Source organism: Pseudomonas sp. NPDC089422 (assembly GCF_044749405.1).
GTDB lineage: Bacteria > Pseudomonadota > Gammaproteobacteria > Pseudomonadales > Pseudomonadaceae > Aquipseudomonas.
In genome coordinates, this window is the sequence record NZ_JBIVHW010000007.1 from 312,015 (window position 1) to 332,252 (window position 20,238).

Here is a 20,238-nt window from a genome sequence, read left to right on the forward strand (position 1 = left end):
TGGAATTAGTGCCCCTCACCCAGGAGTGATCAACCCATGTTGCCAGCAGAAACCCAGCGCACCCTCGACCAGTACGGCATCAAGTATGTGTTGGCGCAGTTCGTCGATATCCACGGTTCGGCGAAGACCAAGTCGGTGCCGGTATCGGGCCTCAAGATGGTGGCTGAAGAGGGCGCCGGCTTTGCCGGGTTCGCCATCTGCGGCATGGGCATGGAGCCCCATGGCCCGGATTTCATGGCCCGTGGCGACCTGTCCACGCTGATCCCGGTGCCGTGGCAGCCAGGCTATGGCCGGGTGGTGTGCGTCGGCCACGTCAACGGCCAGCCCTGGCCCTATGACAGCCGTTACGTGCTGCAGCAGCAAGTGCAGCGCCTGGCCGACAAGGGCTGGACCCTGAACACCGGCCTTGAGCCCGAGTTCAGCCTGTTTCGCCGTGACGAAGGCGGCAAGCTGCAACTGGTGGACGCCTCCGACAACCTCGACAAGCCTTGCTACGACTACAAGGGCCTGTCGCGCTCGCGGCTGTTTCTCGAACGGCTTACCGAGGCCCTGCAGCCAGTCGGCTTCGACATCTACCAGATCGACCATGAAGACGCCAACGGCCAGTTCGAGATCAACTACACCTACAGCGACGCCATGGAGTCGGCCGACCGCTTCACCTTCTTCCGCATGGCCGCCGGCGAGATCGCCAACGACCTGGGCATGATCTGCTCGTTCATGCCCAAGCCTGATCCCAAGCGCGCCGGCAATGGCATGCACTTCCACCTGTCGCTGGCCAGCAGCAGCAACAGGAACCTGTTCCACGACCCCTCCGACAGCAGCGGCATGGGCCTGTCGAAACTGGCCTACCACTTCGCCGCCGGCCTGTTGGCCCACGGCCCGGCGCTGTGTGCCTTCGCCGCACCCACGGTCAACTCGTACAAGCGCCTGGTGGTCGGCCGCTCGCTGTCCGGCGCCACCTGGGCCCCGGCCTTCGTCGCCTATGGCGCCAACAACCGTTCGGCGATGGTGCGCATCCCCTATGGCCGCCTGGAGTTCCGCCTGCCGGACGCCGGCTGCAACCCGTACCTGGTCACCGCCGCGATCATCGCCGCCGGCCTCGATGGCATCGACCGCCAGCTGGAGCCCGGCGAGATGTGCAACGAGAACCTCTACAACCTGAGCCTGGAGGAGATCGCCGCACGCGGCATCAAGACCTTGCCGCAGTCGCTCAAGGAAGCCGCCGATGCGCTGGAGGCCGACCCGCTGTTCCGTGAGGTGCTCGGTGCCGAGATCGTCGACGAGTTCATCAAGCTCAAGCGCATGGAGTGGGTGGAATACTGCCGCCACGTCTCCGACTGGGAAATCCAGCGTTACACCGAATTCTTCTGACCGCCAACCCTATCCCTGGGTAGCGGCAACAGCAGCGGCTACCCACTGCCTAGAAGGAGTATCACCATGTGTGGAATCGTAGGTCTGTACCTGAAAAAGCCGGCGCTGCAAGACCAGCTCGGCAAGCTCTTCGAGCCCATGCTCGAAGCCATGACCGACCGTGGCCCGGACAGCGCCGGCTTCGCCATCTACGGTGACGAAGTGGCCGATGGCTGGGTCAAGCTGACCCTGCAGGCCGCGGATATCAACTACCCCTGGGCGGCCCTGATGGGCCAGCTGGAAGGGCGCCTGGGTTGCTCGCTGGACTGGTTCCAGAACGCCAGCGCGGCGGTACTCAAGGTGCACACCGATGAAGCTGCCGCCCGCACCGCGCTGGCCGAGCTGGCCCCCGACGTGCGCATCATGAGTGCCGGGCAGAGCATCGAGATCCTCAAGGGCATGGGCCTGCCGGCGGAAATCTCCAGCCGCTTCGGCCTGGCCGGCATGAAGGGCAGCCACATCATCGGCCATACCCGCATGGCCACCGAAAGCGCCGTGACCATGGAGGGCAGCCACCCGTTTTCCACCGGCGCCGACCTGTGCCTGGTGCACAACGGCTCGCTGTCCAACCACTTCCGCCTGCGCCAGGCACTCAAGCGTGAAGGCATCAGCTTCGAGACCGACAACGACACCGAGGTGGCGGCCGGCTACCTGACCTGGCGCCTGCAACAGGGCGACACCCTGGCCCAGGCCCTGGATGGCGCGCTGCAAGACCTGGACGGCTTCTTCACTTTCGCCATCGGCACCCGCAACGGCTTTGCCGTGATCCGTGACCCGATCGCCTGCAAACCGGCTGTGCTGGCCGAGACCGACGACTACGTGGCCATGGCCTCCGAATACCAGGCCCTGGCCAGCCTGCCAGGTATCGAAAAGGCCAAGGTCTGGGAACCGGCGCCGGCCACTCTGTACGTCTGGGAGCGCGAAAGCGCCTGACCCCCACCGAATCACTGGAGACATTCATGAAGACGATCGACCTTTCCAGCGCCTCGGTGCGCGTACTCAACCAGTCCCTGCATGGCGAGGTGCAAGACCTTGAATGGCGGGTGACCCACCCCGACGGCAAGCACAACCTGGCGGTGGGCATCAACGCCGCCGTGTCGGTGGATATCGAAGGCCATGCCGGCTACTACTGCGCCGGCATGAACCAGCAGGCCAGCGTCACCGTGCACGGTAACGTCGGCGTGGGCGTGGCCGAGAACATGATGTCCGGCTCGGTGCGGGTCAAGGGCAGCGCATCCCAGGCCGCTGGCGCCACCGCCCATGGTGGCTTGCTGGTGATCGAGGGTGATGCTGGCGCGCGTTGTGGCATCTCGATGAAGGGCGTGGACATCGTGGTCGGCGGCAGCATCGGCCACATGAGCTGCTTCATGGGTCAGGCCGGGCGCCTGGTGGTGTGTGGCGACGCCGGCGATGCACTGGGCGATTCGCTGTACGAGGTACGCATCTACGTCAAGGGTTCGGTGCAGTCGCTGGGCTCGGACTGCGTCGAAAAAGAGATGCGCGCCGAACACCTGCAAGAGCTGCAGGAGCTGTTGAACACGGCGGGCCTGGAGCACAAGGCCGCCGATTTCAAACGCTACGGCTCGGCCCGCCAGCTGTACAACTTCAAAGTCGACAACGCCAGCGCGTACTGATCCAGGAGCATTCCCATGAGCGAGCAATTCCCCCCGGTACTGCGTGAATCGGCCACCTTCGATCGCCTGACCATCCAGGAAATCCAGCGTGCCGCCGAAACCGGCATCTACGACATCCGTGGCGGCGGCACCAAGCGCCGCGTGCCGCACTTCGACGACCTGCTGCTGCTCGGCGCCAGTGTGTCGCGCTACCCGCTGGAGGGCTACCGCGAAAAATGCGGTACCGACGTGGTACTCGGCAACCGCTTCGCCAAGAAGCCGATCCACCTGAAGATCCCGGTGACCATTGCCGGCATGAGCTTCGGCGCGTTGTCGGCCAACGCCAAGGAGGCCCTGGGCCGTGGCGCGACCATCGCCGGTACCAGCACCACCACCGGCGACGGCGGCATGACCCCGGAAGAGCGCGGCCAGTCGCAGCACCTGGTGTACCAGTACCTGCCGTCGCGCTATGGCATGAACCCCGATGACCTGCGCAAGGCCGACGCCATCGAGATCGTCCTCGGTCAGGGCGCCAAGCCCGGCGGTGGCGGCATGTTGCTGGGCATGAAGGTCACCGAGCGCGTCGCCGGCATGCGCACCTTGCCGATCGGCGTCGACCAGCGCAGTGCCTGTCGCCATCCGGACTGGACCGGCCCGGACGACCTGGCGATCAAGATTGCCGAGATCCGCGAGATCACCGACTGGGAGAAACCGATCTACGTGAAGATCGGCGCCAGCCGCCCGTACTACGACGTCAAGCTGGCGGTGAAGGCCGGTGCCGACGTGATCGTGCTCGACGGCATGCAGGGTGGCACCGCGGCCACTCAGGAAGTGTTCATCGAGCATGTCGGCATCCCGATTCTGCCGGCCATTCCACAGGCGGTGCAGGCGCTGCAGGAAATGGGCATGCACCGCAAGGTGCAGCTGATTGTCTCCGGTGGCATTCGCAACGGTGCCGACGTGGCCAAGGCCATGGCCCTGGGCGCCGACGCGGTGGCCATCGGCACGGCGGCGCTGATCGCCCTGGGCGACAACCACCCGCGGCTGGACGGCGAGCTGAAGAAGATCGGCTCGGCCGCCGGCTTCTACGACGACTGGCAGAACGGCCGCGACCCGGCCGGCATCACCACCCAGGACCCGGAACTGGCCAAGCGCCTGAACCCGGAAGAGGCGGGCCGGCGCCTGGCCAACTACCTGCGGGTGCTGGTGCTGGAGGCGCAGACCATGGCCCGCGCCTGCGGCAAGTCGCACCTGCACAACCTCGACCCTGAGGACCTGGTGGCACTGACCGTCGAGGCCGCCGCCATGGCCCGGGTGCCGCTGGCCGGCACCGCCTGGGTACCGGGCCAGGCGCAGTATTGAGTTAACCATCGGGGGCCGCTTTGCGGCCCTTTCGCGACACAAGGCCGCTCCTACAAGGGACCGCGATCTCCTGTAGGAGCGGCCTTGTGTCGCGAAAGGGCTGCAAAGCAGCCCCAGGGCCCCCCCACATTCACACAGGAGTGACTCCATGAAGCATCTCACCCTCGCTGTAATGTTGTTAGCCCTGACTTCCCGGGCCCATGCCGCCGGCCCCACCCTGGACACCGGCAACACCGCCTGGATGATCTGCGCCGCGATGTTCGTGCTGATGATGTGCATCCCGGGCCTGGCGCTGTTCTATGGCGGCATGGTGCGGGCGAAGAATTTCCTTTCGGTATTCACCCAGCTGTTCGCCGTGGCCGGGGTGATCGGCATCCTCTGGGTGCTGTTCGGCTACAGCCTGGTGGTCGATACCAGCGGCATGGTCGAAGGGCAGTTGACCTTGAACAGCTTCATCGGCGGGCTGGACAAGGCGCTGATGCTGAACATCGGCCACGACAGCCTGGTGGGCACCATCCCGGAAGGGGTGTTCGCGGTGTTCCAGCTGACCTTCGCGATCATCACCCCGGCACTGATCGCCGGTGGCTTTGCCGAGCGCATGAAGTTCAGTGCCTCGTTGCTGTTCATGGCGGCCTGGTTCGTCCTGGTGTACGCACCGATTGCGCATATGGTCTGGGGCGGGCCAGGCGCGTTGATGGTCAACTGGGGCGTGCTGGACTTTGCCGGCGGCACTGCCGTGCATATCAATTCCGGTGTGGCAGCGCTGGCGGCGGCGTTGATGCTGGGCAAGCGCAAGGGCTACCCGCAGACGGCCATGCCGCCGCACAACCTCGGCTTCACCCTGGTGGGCGCGGGGCTGTTGTGGGTCGGCTGGTTCGGTTTCAACGTCGGTTCCGGGCTTGCAGCCAACGAAGGGGCAGGGGTGGTGATGCTGGCGACCATGGTGGCGGCGTGTGCCGGGGTTGTCGGCTGGTTGCTGACCGAGAAGGTCATGCATGGCCGGCCCACTGCTCTGGGGGCCGCTTCGGGGGCATTGGCGGGGCTGGTGGGCATCACGCCCGCTTGTGCCTTCGTCGGGCCGTTGGGCGCGGTGGTGATCGGCTTGCTGACTGGGGCAATCTGCTTCTTTGCCGTCACCCGGCTCAAGCAGGCGCTGGGGTATGACGACAGCCTGGATGTGTTCGGGCTGCATGGCGTGGGTGGGATGGTCGGGGCGGTGCTGACCGGGGTGTTTGCCGCGCCGTCGTTGGGCGGGTATGTGGAAGGGGCTTCGCCGATCGGGCAGGCGTTGGTGCAGCTCAAGGGGGTGGCGTTCACCTTCGTCTATTGCTTTGTGGTGAGCTGGGCGATTCTCGGGGCCATCAAGCTGACCGTGGGGCTGCGGGCCAGTCGGGAAGAGGAAGAGCAGGGGCTGGACCTGGCTGAGCACAATGAGCGGGCTTACAACCTCTGACAAGTGTTTCGCCTGTGCGGGCCTCTCGCGGATAAATCCGCTCCTACAGGGGGGCGCGTATCCCCCTGTAGGAGCGGATTTATCCGCGATGAGGCCGGTGCAGGTGTGATCAGTGCCCCATGGCCAGCTTGGCGCTGGTCTGCCGACGACGGTAGGCACTGTCACGGCTGGCCAGCCACCAGTACAGCGGCGAGGTCACCGCCAGGCCTACCAGCCACGACAGGTCGGCACCGTTGATGTGCTCGGAGATCGGCCCGACGTACAGCGGCGTGTTCATGAACGGGATCTGCACCACGATACCCACCGCATAGGCAATCAGCGCCTGCGGGTTGTAACGGCCGTAGATGCCGCCATCGACCTGGAAGATCGACTGGATGTCGTAGTCGCCCTTGTGGATGGCATAGAAGTCGATCAGGTTGATCGCCGTCCACGGTACCAGCACCACCAGCAGCACCAGCACCATGTCGACGAAGTGGCCGATGAAGTCCGCCGAGGCGAACACCGCCACCACGCAGCAGGCCGCCAGCACGATCAGCGACAGCACCGCACGGCTCTTGGCGGTCGGGATCCAGCGGTAGGCGAAGGTCTGCACCAGGGTGATGATCGACAGCACTGCGCCATACAGGTTGAGGGCGTTGTGGCTGATCACGCTGAGCAGGAACAGCACCAGCATGACCGGGCCGAGGGTGCCGGTGGCCAGCTTGACCGCGTCCATGGTGTCCATGCCGGCCGGGATCGCCAGCACCGCCACGGCGCCGAAGATGAACGACAGGCTCGAACCCAGGGCCGAGCCCAGGTAGGTGGTCCAGAAGGTCGAGCTGACTTTCACGTCGGCCGGCAGGTAGCGCGAGTAGTCCGACACGTACGGGGCAAAGGCGATCTGCCACAGCGCCGCCAGCGACACGGTGGCCAGCCAGCCGGCCAGGTTGAAGCCGCCGCGGGTAAGGAAATCGTCACTTTGCACGTGGCTGAAGATGTAGCCGAAGCCGACCACGATGCCGATGCCCAGCACCCAGGTGCCGATGCGGTTGAGCACATGGATGAAGCGGTAGCCGATGATGCCGATGATGCCCGAACCCAGCGCACCGATGACGATGCCCACCGGCACCGGAACGGCCTCGACCACGCCATGCAGCGACTTGCCGGCCAGCACGATGTTGGAGGCGAAGAAGCCGATGTACATCACCCCGGCGATCACCACCACCAGCAACGCACCGAGGGTGCCGAACTGGGCGCGGCTCTGGATCATCTGCGGGATGCCCATTTGCGGGCCCTGGGCCGAGTGCAGCGCCATCAGCACGCCGCCGACCAGGTGGCCGACCAGGATGGCGACGATGCCCCACACCAGGTTCAGGTGGAACAGCTGCACGCCCAGCGCGCCGGTGACGATGGGCAACGGCGCGATATTGCCGCCGAACCACAGTGTGAACAGATCCCTCACCTTTCCATGGCGGTCTTCCGGCGGCACATAGCCGATCGTGTGTTTTTCTATCAGGGGTGCCGAATTGGCTGCACTGGTCATGACTGACTCCAAGGCAAGGTGGGGCATCGGGTGCTGCCCGGGTGCGTGCCGGCGAAGGGCGACGCGTTCTTGTTGGAGCGATGATGCGGGGCGCGGGGATAACGAGAAATTAGTAAATATGTGCCCATAAACCTTAAAAAACCTAAGGCTGACAAAAGCTTAAGCGGTGGACGGTAGCAAGGAGGGTGCCAGTTGGCCGGAGGGGCCGGGCTAGAGGGGGTTGCTGTTGGCAGGGCTGGATGAGATGGACTGCACTGGTGCGTTGTGCGCAATGACAGTGCAGGTTGGAAATCTACATGGGCAGCAGCCGGTCCTGAATGACCTCTTTCATCACCAGGGTCGAGCTCAGGCGCTTCACATTGGGAATGCTGGTCAAGTGTTCGTCATACAGCTTCTGAAATGCCGGCAAATCCTTGGCCACCACATGCAGCAGGTAATCCGGGTCGCCGAACAGCCGCTGGGCTTCGACGATCTGTGGTATCTCCGCCAGCGCCGCCTCGAAATCCGCCACGGGCTGGCGGGTCACTTCGCGCAGGGTGACGAACACCAGCGCGGCAAAGTTCAGCCCCAACGCGCTGGGGGCCAGGCGTGCGTGGTAGCCAAGGATGGCGCCGGACTCCTCCAGCGCCTTCAAGCGGCGATGGCAGGGCGACAGGCTGAGGCCCACGCGGTCGGCCAGTTCGGTCACCGAGAGGCGACCGTCTTTTTGCAGCTCGGCAAGGATCTTTCGGTCTGTTCTGTCCATTGAGAAGAATCTTCCAGTAGGCATGGCGTGAGAGGGAATATACGAAAGAAAATCCCCCGGCGGAATCCGTAGGCTTTCTTCACCCCCAAACTGTGTGAAAGGAAGACTCAAGTGGCAATCAGCCTGCTGACGGCGTTCTGGGCCGTATCGTTGCTGTTCGTGATCACCCCCGGTGCCGACTGGGCCTATGCCATCTCCGCAGGGATGCGCGGGCGCTGGGTGATGCCTGCCGTGGCGGGCATGTTGTCGGGGCATTTCCTTGCCACCCTGGTGGTGGCGGCAGGGGTGGGCAGCCTGCTGGCCGGCCATCCGCTGGCAATGACCTTGCTGACCCTGGCCGGCTGCGTCTACCTGCTGTGGTTGGGCGGCAACCTGCTGCTGAGCCCGGCGGCGCCGGAGGCGGGGCAGGCCAGCGTGGGCGAGTCGGGGTCGCGCTGGGCATTCAAGGGCTTTTGCGTGAGCGGGCTCAACCCGAAAGTGTTTCTGCTGTTCCTGGCCTTGCTGCCGCAGTTCACCGACCCGCATTCGAGCTGGCCGGTACCGCTGCAGATCCTCCTGCTGGGGCTGGTGCACCTGTGCAGTTCGCTGGTGATCTATTCGCTGGTTGGCTATGGCGCCAAGGCGGTGCTCAGCACCCGGCCGGACGCGGCGAAATGGGTAGGGCGGGTGTCAGGCATGGCGATGGTCATGGTGGCTGCAGGGTTGATCTACGGGCAACTGGTCTGACCCGTTGATCGACCTTCAACCGCCGAGCACCTTGCCGAGCATCTGGCACACCTGCTCCGCGGAGTATGGTTTGGCCAGGAAGGCGAAGCCCTGGTGACCCCCTTCGGCAATCGCTTCGCTGTACCCCGAGGTGAGGATCACTGGCAATTGCGGCCGTTGTCGGCGCAATTCCCTGGCCAACGCCAGGCCGCCCATGCCTGGCATCACCACATCGGAAAACACCGCGTCGAAATCGCCGCTCGGGCCGTTCAGCTGCGCCAGTGCGTCTTCAGCCGAACTGGCCCAGCTGATCCGGTAACCCTGGTCTTCAAGAAACTGCGCGGTGAAGCTGCCAACATCGGGGTTGTCCTCGACCACAAGGATGCGTCGGCGCTCGCCGGCCGGCTGTGTATCGCCAGCGCATGGCCCATCCTGCGGCTGCCCGGCAGGGGGCGCAGGCTCCTGCGGCAGGTACAGGGTGAACGTGGTGCCTTGGCCCTGCACGCTGCTGACCTTGACGTCGCCACCTGACTGCTTGGCGAAGCCGAACACCTGGGACAAGCCCAGCCCGGTGCCCTCGCCGGGTGCCTTGGTGGTGAAGAACGGATCGAAGATACGCTCCAGCAATTCGGGGGCTATGCCGATGCCGCTGTCCGACACGGCAATCGCCGCGAACGTTCCCGGCTGGCCGGGCATGTGCTGGTCGGCCTGCAGGCGCAGGCGCAAGGTGCCTTCCCCGGCCATGGCATCGCGACCGTTGAGCATCAGGTTGATCACGGCGGTTTCCAGCTGGCTGAGGTCGGCGCGGATATGGCACGGGGTGGCCGGCAGCTGCAGCTCGACGTGGACCCGCGCACCCGTGGCTGTGTCGAGCATGTCGGCCATGGCCTCCAGCCGCGGGCCGGCCTCGAACACGTGCGGGCTCAAGGCCTGGCGGCGGGCGAAGGCCAGCAGCTGACCGGTCAGCTTGGCGCCCCGGTCGACCGTGTCGGCCATGGTCTTGAGGTAGCGTTCGCGGCGCTGTTCGTCCAGATTGGGGCGCTGCAGAAAGTGCAGTGACGAACGGATGATGGTCAGCAGGTTGTTGAAGTCGTGGGCCACGCCGCCGGTCAACTGGCCGATGGCTTCGAGCTTTTGCGTCTGGCGCAGCACGGCCTCGGTGTGCAGCAGCTGCGCGGTACGCTCTTCGACCCGGTGTTCCAGGGTGGCGTTGAGCGCTTCCAGGGCGGCCATCGCCTCGCGCACTTCGGCGTGGGCCTGGATGCGCTGGATGTGCGCCCAGGAGCGCTCGGTGACTTCGCTGAGCAGCGCTTGCTCGTAGAGTGTCCAGGCCCGTGGCTGACGGTCATGGATGGCCATCAGCGCTGTCAGCCGGCCATTCTTGATCAGCGGCATGCAGACGGTGGCGGTGATGCCGATGGCCTGGAAGGTGGCAGACTCTTCGCCGGCCAGTTCGTTGAGGTTGTCATTGACCACCAGGGGCAGCCCGGCGCGCAGGCGGCTGACGGCCAGGCGACCGAAATCGGCCAGGCGATAATGACCGAGCAGGCGCGGCGAGCCCGGTGCGACCCAATCGCCGCAGATGGTGAAGCCATCTTCGTCCGCGTCCATCACGGCATAGGCGCAGCTCGACAGCGCCAGGTGCTCCACCAGCATGCGCGTGGTGATCGCCATGATGTGGTCCGGGTCGGTGGCATTGGCCACGGCGCGGCCCAGGTTGTCGAGAAAGTTCAGGCGCTGGTTGGTGACCACGCTGGCGGTGGTTTCGGTGACCGTGTCGAGCATCCCCAGCACACTGCCATCCTCACCGCGGATGGGGCTGTAGCAGAAGGTGAAATAGGCTTTTTCCGGGCTGCCGCTGCGGTCGATCAGCAGGGGGAAGTCCTCGATGAACACAGCCTCGCCGGCGAGTGCCCGCTTGGCCATGTCACCAATCTCGTGCCAGGCTTCCTGCCATACCGCACTGAACGGGCTGCCCAGGGCCGACGGTTTGTCGCCGAGGATCCGGGCGAAGGCGTCGTTGTGCAGGGTTATCAGCTCCGGCCCCCAGAGCACGGCCTGGGGAAAGCGCGAGTCCAGGCACAGGGCGACGCTGGTCCTGAGTGTTTCAGACCATTGGCCAAGCGGCCCCAGGGGGGTGGCAGCCCAGTCGTGTTTGCGAATGCGCTCGGCCATCAGCCCGCCGCCGTCTAGCCAGTTTGCCATGTGCAGTGCCGGTCCGTTTGCTTGAGGCCTCTAGATTGCACCGAGAATAGACGGTTGGCGAGAGGCTTGCGGCGCCGACGGTGCCTCAGCGCATGAAATGCACCTTGCCGGTGTCGTCATTGCCCATGTAGATGCCATACACCCCGGCCTGGCGCTCGAGGATGTAGCGCTCGAGAATCTGCCGGATCGCCGGGTAATAGATTTCATCCCAGGGAATTTCCTCAGGTTCGAAGAACTTGTACGCCAGGGTCTCAGGCCCGTACTGCCCGGTTTCCTCGGTGGCGATGGCGCGGAAGATGATGTACACCTCGCTGATCTTCGGCACGCTGAAGATCGAGTAGGGCGAGACGATGTCGGCGCGCACGCCGCTTTCTTCCCAGACCTCGCGCAGGGCCGCCTGTTCGGTGGTCTCGCCGGCTTCCATGAACCCGGCCGGCAAGGTCCAGGTGCCGGGGCGCGGCGGGATGGCGCGCTGGCACAGCAGGTACTTGCCATCGCGCTCGATGATGCAGCCAGCGATGATCTTCGGGTTGATGTAGTGGATGTAGCCGCAGGCGGTGCAGTGCAGGCGTTCGTGGGTGTCGCCAGTGGGAACGCCCCGGGCCAGTTCCGTGGTGCAGTGCGGGCAGAAGCGCGGGGCGTTGGGCATGTCAGCGGCCTATGCGGGGTTCTATGCGTGGCTCTTTCAGGGCCAGGGGCTCGACCATGTCGCGCACCTTGCTGTTGTCGTCCTGCTTCTGGCGCAGGTAGTCCAGGGCTACCTTGGCGGCGGCGCGGACGTGGTCGACCGAAGCCTGGTGGGCCACCAGCGGGTCGCCACCCTTGATCGCCTCGACGATCTTTTCCATTTCACGGTTGCTGGCACCTCGGCGGTTTTCCTGCGACACCGAGGTGGCGCGCAGGTAGCTGATGCGTGCCTGCAGCTGGCGCAGCTGCTGGGCGGCGACCTGGTTGCCGGAGCCTTCCAGAAGCACGTCGTAGAAGCCTTGCACCGAGTCCAGCACCTGCTGCAGTTCACCTTCTTCGAGGGCTTCGCGGTTGACCTCGAGCGCGCGCTCCAGGGCACGGATGTCCTTGGCTTTGGCATTGAGGGTGAACAGCTGCACGATCAGGCCTTCGAGCACGCAACGCAGCTCGTAGATGTCGCGGGCGTCTTCCAGGGTGATGATGGCCACGCGCGGGCCCTTGGCGTCGGCGAATTCCACCAGGCCTTCGGATTCCAGGTGGCGCAGGGCTTCACGCACCGAGGTGCGGCTGACCCCCAGGCGGTCGCAGAGGTCGCGCTCGACCAGGCGGTCGCCCGGCAGCAGGTGGAAGTTCATGATCGCGCCGCGCAGCTTGTCGAGCACGATTTCGCGCAGGGTAACGGGGTTGCGGTTGACCTTGAAGCTGTCGTCGAGTGGCTGGCGTTTCATCAGGTGCGCTCTTTATGAGGCTGTTGCGCCAACATCACGGAGCCCCCTGAACCGAGGCACTCCTTGCAGTGGTTCGAACAGCCCGTTGTTAACGGGTTGACTCCGCATCGGCTTCGGCGAACGCCTCGCGGGCCAGGCGGAAGCTGTCCACCGCCGCGGGTACGCCGCAATAAATGCCGACCTGGAGCAGGATCTCGCGAATCTGTTCACGGCTCAGGCCATTGCGCAATGCGCCGCGAATGTGCAGTTTGAGCTCGTGGGGCCGGTTGAGCGCGGAAATCATGGCCAAGTTTATCATGCTGCGCTCTTTCAGCGAGAGGCCTTCGCGGCCCCAGACGTGGCCCCAGCAGTATTCGGTGACCAGTTCCTGCAGCGGCTTGGTGAAGTCGTCGGCGTTCTGGATCGAGCGGTTGACGTATTCCTCGCCCAGCACCTGGGTGCGGATCTGCAGGCCTTTTTCGTACTTTTCGTTGCTCATGCGCAGTACTCCGGAATAAAAAGGGGCCGCAACCGAGGGTGAGACGATTAGTGCGGCCCCTGAAAAGGGGGTGTTGCTTGAAGTTCTGGGGCTGCAAAGCAGCCCCCAAATTTCAAAGATCAGCCCAAGGGCGGCAGGGCGCCCAGCTTGCCTTTGTGATAGACCATCGGCGTCACCGGCTCGGCCGGCAGCACCAGGTTCTTCACCGCGCCGACGATGATCGCGTGGTCACCGCCGTCGTATTCGCGCCACAGTTCACACTCGATGATCGCCGTGGCCTTGGTCAGCAGTGGGTTGCCCAGCTCGCTGAGCTGCCACTCGATGCCCTTGGCCTTGTCCTTGCCCTTGCCGGCGAAGGCATAGGCCTCGGCGGTCTGGTCGGCGGACAGCAGGTGAATGGCGAACTGCTTGCTGTCCCGCAGGATCGGGTAGGTGTCCGATGCGTAGTTGGGGCAGAACAGCACCAGCGCCGGCTCGATCGACAGCGCGCTGAACGCGCTGGCGGTGATGCCGACGATGCCGCCATCGGCGTCCAGGGTGGTGACCACGGTGACGCCGGACGGGAACGAGCCCATCACGTCTTTGTAGATGCCAGGTTCGATCATCTCGTGCTACCTCTTAGCGCATCACAAACGGGTCGGGCATCGGCGCGGTGGACAGGTTGATCCACACGGTCTTCAGCTCGGTATAGGCCAGCACCGAATCGATGCCGCTCTCGCGGCCGTAGCCGCTGTTCTTGAAACCGCCGATCGGCGCCATGGCCGACACTGCGCGGTAGGTGTTGACCCAGATGATCCCCGAACGCACGTCGCGGGCCAGGCGGTGGGCACGGCCCAGGTCGCGGGTCCAGATGCCGGCAGCAAGGCCGAACTGCGAGTCGTTGGCGATTTCCAGGGCCTCTTCCTCGGTCTTGAAACGGATCACTGCGGCGACCGGGCCGAACACCTCTTCCTGCATGATGGTCATCGAGTTGCTGTCGCACTCGAACAGGGTCGGCTCGTAGAACCAGCCGTCACCCTCGACGTCGGCACGCTTGCCGCCCATGTGCAGCTTGGCACCTTCGGCCTTGGCCGCAGCGACCAGGCCTTCGACCACGGCCAACTGCTGTGCGGTGGCCATCGGGCCCATTTCGCTGGCGTCGTCCTGCGGGTTGCCGATGCGGATGCGCTTGGCGCGGGCGATCAGGCGCTCGACGAATTCGTCGAAGATCTCGTCCTGCACCAGCAGGCGCGAGCCGGCCACGCAGCTCTGCCCGGAGGCGGCATAGATGCCGGCTACGGCGCCGTTGATGGCGCTGTCCAGGTCGGCGTCGGCGAAGATGATGTTCGGCGACTTGCCGCCCAGTTCCAGCGACAGCTTGGCGAAGTTCTCGGCACTGCTGCGCACCACGTGGCGGGCCGTGGCGGCGCCGCCGGTGAAGGCGATCTTGCGCACCAGCGGGTGGCGAGTCAGCGCCGCGCCGGTGCTTGGGCCGTAGCCGGTGACCACGTTGACCACGCCCGCCGGGAAGCCGGCTTGCAGGGCCAGGCGAGCCAGCTCGAGGATGGTTGCCGAGGCGTGCTCGGACGGCTTGATCACGATGGTGTTGCCGGCGGCCAGCGCCGGCGCCAGCTTGATCGCTGTCAGGTACAGCGGGCTGTTCCACGGGATGATCGCTGCCACCACGCCGATCGGCTCGTGCACGGTGTAGGCGAACAGGTCTGGCTTGTCGAGGGGCAGGGTGCCGCCTTCGAGCTTGTCGGCCAGGCCCGCGGTGTAGTGGAAGAACTCCGGCAGGTAGCCGACCTGGCCGCGGGTTTCGCGGATCAGCTTGCCGTTGTCACGGCTTTCCAGCTGGGCCAGATGTTCCTTGTTCTCGGCGATCAGGTCACCCAGGCGACGCAGCAGCTTGCCGCGTGCGGTGGCGGTAATGCTGCGCCACGCTTTACTGTCGAAGGCACGCTGGGCGGCCTGTACGGCCAGCTCGACATCGGCTTCGTCGGCGTCGGGCAGTTGCGCCCAGGCCTGGGCAGTGGCCGGGTTGAGGCTGTCGAAGGTCTTGCCGTTCTGGGCATCGAGCCATTGGCCGTCGATGCACATCTGGAAACGAACGAGGGTCATGCAACAATCCCCTTGGCGGATTCGGTGAGGGTGCGGGCTTGGGCGAGGAAGTCCAGCAGCATCTTGTTGACTTCACGCGGTGCTTCCACTGGCATCATATGCCGTTGCTCGGCGAGGACCACGCTTTGCGCGCCAGGGATGCTGGCAGCGAGCTGGCGGGTCATGGCCGGGGTGGAGCCCGAGTCGAGTTCGCCGGTGGCGATCAGCGTCGGCACCTGGATGTTGCCCAGGTCGCCGGCGCGGTACATGTCCTGGGTGGCGAACAGCGCATAAGTGGTGTGGTAGCCCTGCGGGTCGTTGTTCGCCAGCACCTGGCGAATGGCGGCGACCTGCGCCGGGTTGGCAGCCTTGTATTCACGGCTGAACCAGCGGTCGAGGGCGGCGTCGACGTTGGCGTCGGGGCCGAGCTCCGCAGCCTGGGCGGCGCGGGCGATGACGCCGGCACTCTGCTCGGGGGTGCGGTTGAACACGCTGTTGAGCACGACCAGCGCAGCCAGGCGCTGCGGGTAGTTGAGGGCAAAGGCACGGGCGACCAGGCCACCCATGGAGAAGCCGATCACGGTGGCTTGTTGAATCTGCAGGTGGTCGAGCAGTTCGGCGAGCTGGGCGGCATAGCCTTCCAGGCCGGTGTCGGCGGCCGGCAACGCGCTCTGGCCGTGGCCGAGCATGTCGTAAGTGATGACGCGGTAGTCGTTGGCCAGGCCAACGATCTGACCGCCCCACATTTCCTTGTTCAGGCCCACGCCGTGGATCAGTACCACGGGTTGGCCCTGGCCGACGGACAGGTAGCTGGTGCCGGCAGGTGTACGTTCAGCGACAGGCTGAATCATGGAGGGCGCTCCTTGAAGGTCGGGCGCGGCGGGTAAGCACGCCACGCCCCGGCCCGTCTTGGTTGTTGTTATTGAGCGTTGGCTTTTTCGGCAGCCAGTTCTTCCAGGTCGATGTAGCGGTTGCCGATGCGCGGGTGCAGGCGGCCGCCGTCGGCTGCGCCCAGGACCACGACGATTTCATCGGCGCGTGGGGCGTCTTCGATCTGCATTTCCAGGGTGATGTAGTGCGAACGCAGGCCTTCGTCGTCCTTCTGCATCATCGGGATCTGGATCGAGGTGCCTGGGCCGCCGCGCTTGTTGGTGAAGCTCAGGTAGCTCTTGGCCTGTACCGCTTCGCGGTAGTGGTTGCCGAAGCGCAGGGTGTGGATCACTGCCGAGGCGTGCTCGATCTCGCCGTCGGCGCCGACCACTGCAGCCTTGCCGTAGGCTTCGATCTTGTCGGCACCGCCGATGGCTGCGGTCAGGCGCTCGACCATCAGGGCACCCAGGTCCGAGCAGTTGGCGCGGATTTCCGGCTTCAGATCTTCAACGAAACCGCGACCGGCCCATGGGTTCTTGATCACGACGGCCAGGCCGACCATGGTCACCGGCTTGTCGGTGGCCTTGCCGCCTTCGATGCGGGTCTCTTCGGAGTAGGTGACGATCTTGCGGATTTCGAAACTCATGGGTGGCTCCTGGTGAGGGTTATCAGCTCTTGTTGTCTGATGGTATACCATAATATTTGTTGTGCAAGAGGTGGCTTGAAATTTCTCTCGCTGGGGGACGAAAGGTGGCCTGATCCCTTGATTTTTGCGCTGTCTGCACCGGCCTCTTCGCGGGCTTGTCGGATCGCCGCACCGCCGCGAAGAGGCCGGTGCAGGCTAAAAAAAAGCCCGCTCACGCAGGCCACGAGGGCCCACGGGAGCGGGCGCGTCCCGCAATGACTCAGGCAATGGGAATTCAGGCGAAAGCCGGCACCACTTCCTTGATGAACAGCTCGAGCGACTTCTTCTTCTCGGCGTGGGGCAGGCTGTTGTCGCACCAGAAGCTGAACTCGTCGACACCGAGTTCCTGGTAGTACTTGATACGGGCGATGATCTCTTCCGGGGTGCCGATCATGGTGTTCTTGCGGATGTTCTCCAGCTGGAACGCCGGCACTTCGGCAAACTTCGACTCCGGGCTCGGCTCCAGGAAGCCGTTTACCGGGGTGGTCTTGTTGCCGAACCAGGCATCGAAGGTGCGGTAGAAGCGCGAGATGGCCTGGGCGCCGATTTTCCAGCCTTCAGGCTCCGACGGGCTGTGCACGTGGGTGTGGCGCAGTACCATCAGTTGCGGGCGTGGCACGTCCGGGTTGTTGTCGAGGGCGGCCTGGAACTTGTTCTTCAGGTCCAGCACTTCCTCGTCGCCCTTCATCAACGGGGTGACCATCACGTTGCAACCGTTGGCCACGGCGAAGTTGTGCGAGTCCGGGTCGCGGGCAGCGATCCACATCGGCGGGGTGGCGTTGAACGGCTTCGGTACGCTGGTGGAGGTCGGGAACTTGTAGACTTCGCCGTCATGGGCGTAGTCGCCTTCCCAAAGCTTGCGCACCACCGGGACCATTTCGCGCAGGGCCTTGCCGCCGTCGGTGGCCGGCATGCCACCGGCCATGCGGTCGAATTCGAACTGGTAGGCGCCGCGGGCCAGGCCAACTTCCATGCGGCCGTTGCTGATCACGTCGAGCAGGGCGCATTCACCGGCAACGCGGATCGGGTTCCAGAACGGCGCGATGATGGTGCCGGCACCCAGGCGGATCTTCTCGGTGCGGGCAGCCAGGTAGGCCAGCAGCGGCATCGGGCTTGGCGAGATGGTGTATTCCATGGCGTGGTGTTCGCCGATCCACACGGTGCTGAAACCGCCGTGCTCGGCCATCAGGGTCAGTTCGGTCAGGTCTTCGAACAGCTGGCGGTGGCTGACCTGTTCATCCCAACGTTCCATGTGCACGAACAACGAAAATTTCATGGGGCTTTCCTCAACGCTTGAAAGGGTCTGTCGCCAGGCTGCGCAGGCGCCAGGTGTCTCGATTCAGAATAGGCTTCAGGCAAAGGCCGGCAGGCTGGCCATCTTGCCGCGGCAGTAGACCATCGGCCGAGGCGCTTCCTCGGGGACGATCAGGTTGTGCACCTTGCCGACCATGATGGCGTGGTCGCCACCTTCATATTCGCGCCACAGTTCGCATTCGATGACGGCGGTGGCGCCGGCCAGGATCGGGTTGCCCAGTTCGCTCAGGGTCCATTCGATGCCGGCAGCCTTGTCCTTGCCTTTCTTGGCGAACGCGTAGGCTTCGGCCTGCTGCCCACCGGAGAGCAGGTGAATGGCGAAACGCTTGTTCTTGATCAGCACCGGGTAGGAGTCGGAGGTGTAGTTGGGGCAGAACAGCACCAGCGGTGGGTCCATCGACAGGGAGGAGAAGGCGCTGGCGGTCAGGCCGACGACCGAGCCGTCGTCGTCCAGGGTGGTGATGACGGTCACTCCGGACGGGAAGGAGCCCAGGACGTTCTTGTAGATGCTTGCGTCGATCATCTGGTGTACCTCTAAAGGGCTGCGGTGGTCCGCGGTTTTTATCGTTGATGTGTCTGATGGTATACCGTAATACCTATTTTGCAAGCGGAATTTTCAGCCCTGGTTTTTCACGATGAACGGCGCAAGGCCACGTAAACCGTGGGTTCGAGCGGTGAGACGGTTTGTCGCAGGGGTTGTGCGAGCAGATCAGCGGGCGTTTTTTCCTACGGATCAGTGTTGTCAAAAGTTTGGAATACCATAATATGGTCCGCAGCTGAGAGGCCGCCTTGATGCGGTTTCCTTACAAAGATAAAAACGACCTTTCGAGCTGAATCCTATGTCCCAACCGTCGTCGCAACACCAGTTTGTCGAGAATCACACGGTCGATTACGTTCCACCTGCCGAGCGCCATGGGAAGGCGCGCGACCTGTTCACCCTCTGGTTCAGTACCAACATCGCGCCACTGCCTATCGTCACCGGCGCCATGGTGGTCCAGGTGTTCCACCTGAACCTGCTGTGGGGGCTGATCGCAATCGTGCTGGGTCATCTTGTCGGGGGCGTGTTCATTGCCCTGGCCTCTGCGCAGGGACCGCAGCTGGGCATTCCGCAGATGGTCCAGAGCCGTGGCCAGTTCGGCCGATACGGCGCGCTGTTGATCGTGTTCTTCACTGCGCTGATCTATGTCGGCTTCTTCATTTCCAACATCGTCCTGGCGGGCAAGACCATCCACGGCATCGCCCCGAGCGTGCCGATGCCAGGCGCAATCGTGATCGGCGCCCTGAGTGCGACGGCCATCGGCGTGATCGGCTACCGCTTCATCCACATCCTCAACCGCATCGGTACCTGGGTGATGGGTTCGGCACTGCTGGCCGGGTTCATCATGATGTTCGTCCAGGAGCTGCCGGCCGACTTCTTCAGCCGTGGCGCGTTCAACCTGTCGGGTTTCATCGCCACGGTGTCGCTGGGCATCATCTGGCAGATCAGCTTCTCGCCGTACACCTCCGACTACTCGCGCTACCTGCCGCGTGAAGTGGGCATCGCCAAGCCGTTCTGGGCCACCTACTTCGGCGCCACCCTGGGCACCATCCTGTGCTTCAGCTTCGGTACGATCGCGGTGCTGTGCGTGCCGGACGGCACCGACGCGATGGATGCGGTCAAGCAGGCCACCGGCTGGCTGGGCCCGATCCTGATGGTGCTGTTCCTGCTCAACATCATCAGCCACAACGCCCTCAACCTGTATGGCGCGGTGCTGTCGATCGTTACCGCGATCCAGACCTTCGTCGCCGAGTGGACGCCGAGCATCAAGGTGCGGGTGATCCTCGCCTCGGTGATCCTGGTGGGCTGCGGGATGGTGGCGCTGAATGCGTCGGCCGGGTTCATCGGCCAGTTCATCGGCCTGATCCTGGCGCTGCTGCTGGTGCTGGTGCCGTGGGCGTCGATCAACCTGATCGACTTCTACCTGATCAAGAAGGGCCAGTACGACATCGCGTCGATCTTCCGTGCGGACGGCGGCATCTATGGCCGCTTCAATCACCACGCGATCATTGCCTATGCCTGCGGGATCCTGGTGCAGTTGCCGTTTGCCAACACGTCGCTGTATGTGGGGCCGTACTCGAACATTGTCGAAGGGGCTGACCTGTCGTGGCTGTTCGGCCTGCTGGTGACGGTGCCGCTGTACTACTGCCTGGCGACTCGCGGCAAGGCTGGCGAGCGGGCGGGGCGGGTGGTAAGCGTTAACGACTGATAGATTGTTGTTGCTTTGACAGGGGCTGCTTTGCAGCCCATCGCAGGCAAGCCAGCTCCCACAGGTACAGCGCAAGCCTTGGGCATTGCGCAATCCCTGTGGGAGCTGGCTTGCCTGCGATGGGCCGCAACGCGGC

Annotated in this window: 19 protein-coding genes; 7 read left to right on the plus strand and 12 right to left on the minus strand. The window is 64.4% G+C overall.

Annotation, left to right across the window (positions count from 1 at the left end):
- Positions 1–36 precede the first annotated feature (36 nt).
- From glnT to ACIPZ8_RS15870, 5 genes are all read left to right on the plus strand, one after another.
- Positions 37–1,371 carry a type III glutamate--ammonia ligase gene (gene glnT, locus ACIPZ8_RS15850; protein ID WP_400724835.1) on the plus strand — a complete coding sequence of 445 codons (1,335 nt, stop codon included), beginning with the start codon at positions 37–39 and terminating at the stop codon, positions 1,369–1,371.
- A 66-nt stretch (positions 1,372–1,437) separates the two neighbouring features.
- Positions 1,438–2,343, plus strand: coding sequence for a glutamine amidotransferase family protein (locus tag ACIPZ8_RS15855; RefSeq protein WP_400724837.1), 906 nt, complete (start codon positions 1,438–1,440; stop codon positions 2,341–2,343).
- Between the two features lie 26 nt (positions 2,344–2,369).
- Entirely contained in the window at positions 2,370–3,044 is a 675-nt protein-coding gene (locus ACIPZ8_RS15860) for a protein glxC (RefSeq protein ID WP_400724840.1), read from the plus strand.
- A 15-nt stretch (positions 3,045–3,059) separates the two neighbouring features.
- Positions 3,060–4,385 carry an FMN-binding glutamate synthase family protein gene (locus ACIPZ8_RS15865; protein WP_110634240.1) on the plus strand — a complete coding sequence of 442 codons (1,326 nt, stop codon included), beginning with the start codon at positions 3,060–3,062 and terminating at the stop codon, positions 4,383–4,385.
- 148 nt (positions 4,386–4,533) lie between these two features.
- On the plus strand, positions 4,534–5,838 hold the full coding sequence (locus tag ACIPZ8_RS15870; protein WP_400724842.1) for an ammonium transporter: 1,305 nt from the start codon (positions 4,534–4,536) through the stop codon (positions 5,836–5,838).
- Positions 5,839–5,947: 109 nt separating this feature from the next.
- Here ACIPZ8_RS15870 and ACIPZ8_RS15875 read toward each other — a convergent pair whose 3' ends face one another.
- Positions 5,948–7,360 (minus strand): purine-cytosine permease family protein, encoded by a 1,413-nt coding sequence (locus ACIPZ8_RS15875; protein ID WP_400724845.1) that lies wholly within the window; start codon positions 7,358–7,360, stop codon positions 5,948–5,950.
- Between the two features lie 292 nt (positions 7,361–7,652).
- Complete coding sequence (locus ACIPZ8_RS15880; protein ID WP_159411118.1) at positions 7,653–8,105, minus strand: Lrp/AsnC family transcriptional regulator; 453 nt, start codon at positions 8,103–8,105, stop codon at positions 7,653–7,655.
- Between the two features lie 111 nt (positions 8,106–8,216).
- On the opposite strand from ACIPZ8_RS15880, the gene ACIPZ8_RS15885 reads away from it, so the two are divergent.
- Complete coding sequence (locus ACIPZ8_RS15885) at positions 8,217–8,831, plus strand: LysE family translocator (RefSeq protein ID WP_400724848.1); 615 nt, start codon at positions 8,217–8,219, stop codon at positions 8,829–8,831.
- Positions 8,832–8,846: 15 nt separating this feature from the next.
- Here ACIPZ8_RS15885 and ACIPZ8_RS15890 read toward each other — a convergent pair whose 3' ends face one another.
- From ACIPZ8_RS15890 to ACIPZ8_RS15935, 10 genes are all read right to left on the minus strand, one after another.
- On the minus strand, positions 8,847–11,015 hold the full coding sequence (locus ACIPZ8_RS15890) for an ATP-binding protein (RefSeq protein ID WP_400724851.1): 2,169 nt from the start codon (positions 11,013–11,015) through the stop codon (positions 8,847–8,849).
- Positions 11,016–11,100: 85 nt separating this feature from the next.
- Positions 11,101–11,664, minus strand: a complete 564-nt coding sequence (locus ACIPZ8_RS15895; RefSeq protein ID WP_400724854.1) for an NUDIX hydrolase — start codon at positions 11,662–11,664, stop codon at positions 11,101–11,103.
- Position 11,665: 1 nt separating this feature from the next.
- Entirely contained in the window at positions 11,666–12,430 is a 765-nt protein-coding gene (locus ACIPZ8_RS15900) for a GntR family transcriptional regulator (RefSeq protein WP_159411114.1), read from the minus strand.
- An 88-nt stretch (positions 12,431–12,518) separates the two neighbouring features.
- The gene (locus ACIPZ8_RS15905) at positions 12,519–12,908 is read right to left on the minus strand and encodes a carboxymuconolactone decarboxylase family protein (protein ID WP_060513326.1); all 390 of its coding nucleotides are present in this window, start codon (positions 12,906–12,908) and stop codon (positions 12,519–12,521) included.
- A gap of 119 nt (positions 12,909–13,027) precedes the next feature.
- Positions 13,028–13,513, minus strand: a complete 486-nt coding sequence (locus ACIPZ8_RS15910) for a flavin reductase family protein (protein ID WP_152957679.1) — start codon at positions 13,511–13,513, stop codon at positions 13,028–13,030.
- Positions 13,514–13,526: 13 nt separating this feature from the next.
- Positions 13,527–15,008 carry an aldehyde dehydrogenase gene (locus ACIPZ8_RS15915; RefSeq protein WP_400724857.1) on the minus strand — a complete coding sequence of 494 codons (1,482 nt, stop codon included), beginning with the start codon at positions 15,006–15,008 and terminating at the stop codon, positions 13,527–13,529.
- On the minus strand, positions 15,005–15,838 hold the full coding sequence (locus ACIPZ8_RS15920; RefSeq protein ID WP_400724860.1) for an alpha/beta fold hydrolase: 834 nt from the start codon (positions 15,836–15,838) through the stop codon (positions 15,005–15,007). The genes ACIPZ8_RS15915 and ACIPZ8_RS15920 overlap by 4 nt, the downstream gene beginning before the upstream one ends.
- Before the next feature lie 68 nt (positions 15,839–15,906).
- Positions 15,907–16,503: an amino acid synthesis family protein gene (locus tag ACIPZ8_RS15925; RefSeq protein ID WP_016715710.1), complete on the minus strand. Its 597-nt coding sequence runs from the start codon at positions 16,501–16,503 to the stop codon at positions 15,907–15,909.
- Positions 16,504–16,777: 274 nt separating this feature from the next.
- Positions 16,778–17,818, minus strand: coding sequence for an LLM class flavin-dependent oxidoreductase (locus ACIPZ8_RS15930; RefSeq protein WP_027918587.1), 1,041 nt, complete (start codon positions 17,816–17,818; stop codon positions 16,778–16,780).
- A 75-nt stretch (positions 17,819–17,893) separates the two neighbouring features.
- Positions 17,894–18,379, minus strand: coding sequence for a flavin reductase family protein (locus ACIPZ8_RS15935; RefSeq protein ID WP_294323856.1), 486 nt, complete (start codon positions 18,377–18,379; stop codon positions 17,894–17,896).
- A 316-nt stretch (positions 18,380–18,695) separates the two neighbouring features.
- Here ACIPZ8_RS15935 and ACIPZ8_RS15940 point away from each other — a divergent pair, with 316 nt between their 5' ends.
- Entirely contained in the window at positions 18,696–20,102 is a 1,407-nt protein-coding gene (locus ACIPZ8_RS15940) for a purine-cytosine permease family protein (RefSeq protein ID WP_400724864.1), read from the plus strand.
- Positions 20,103–20,238: the final 136 nt, after the last annotated feature.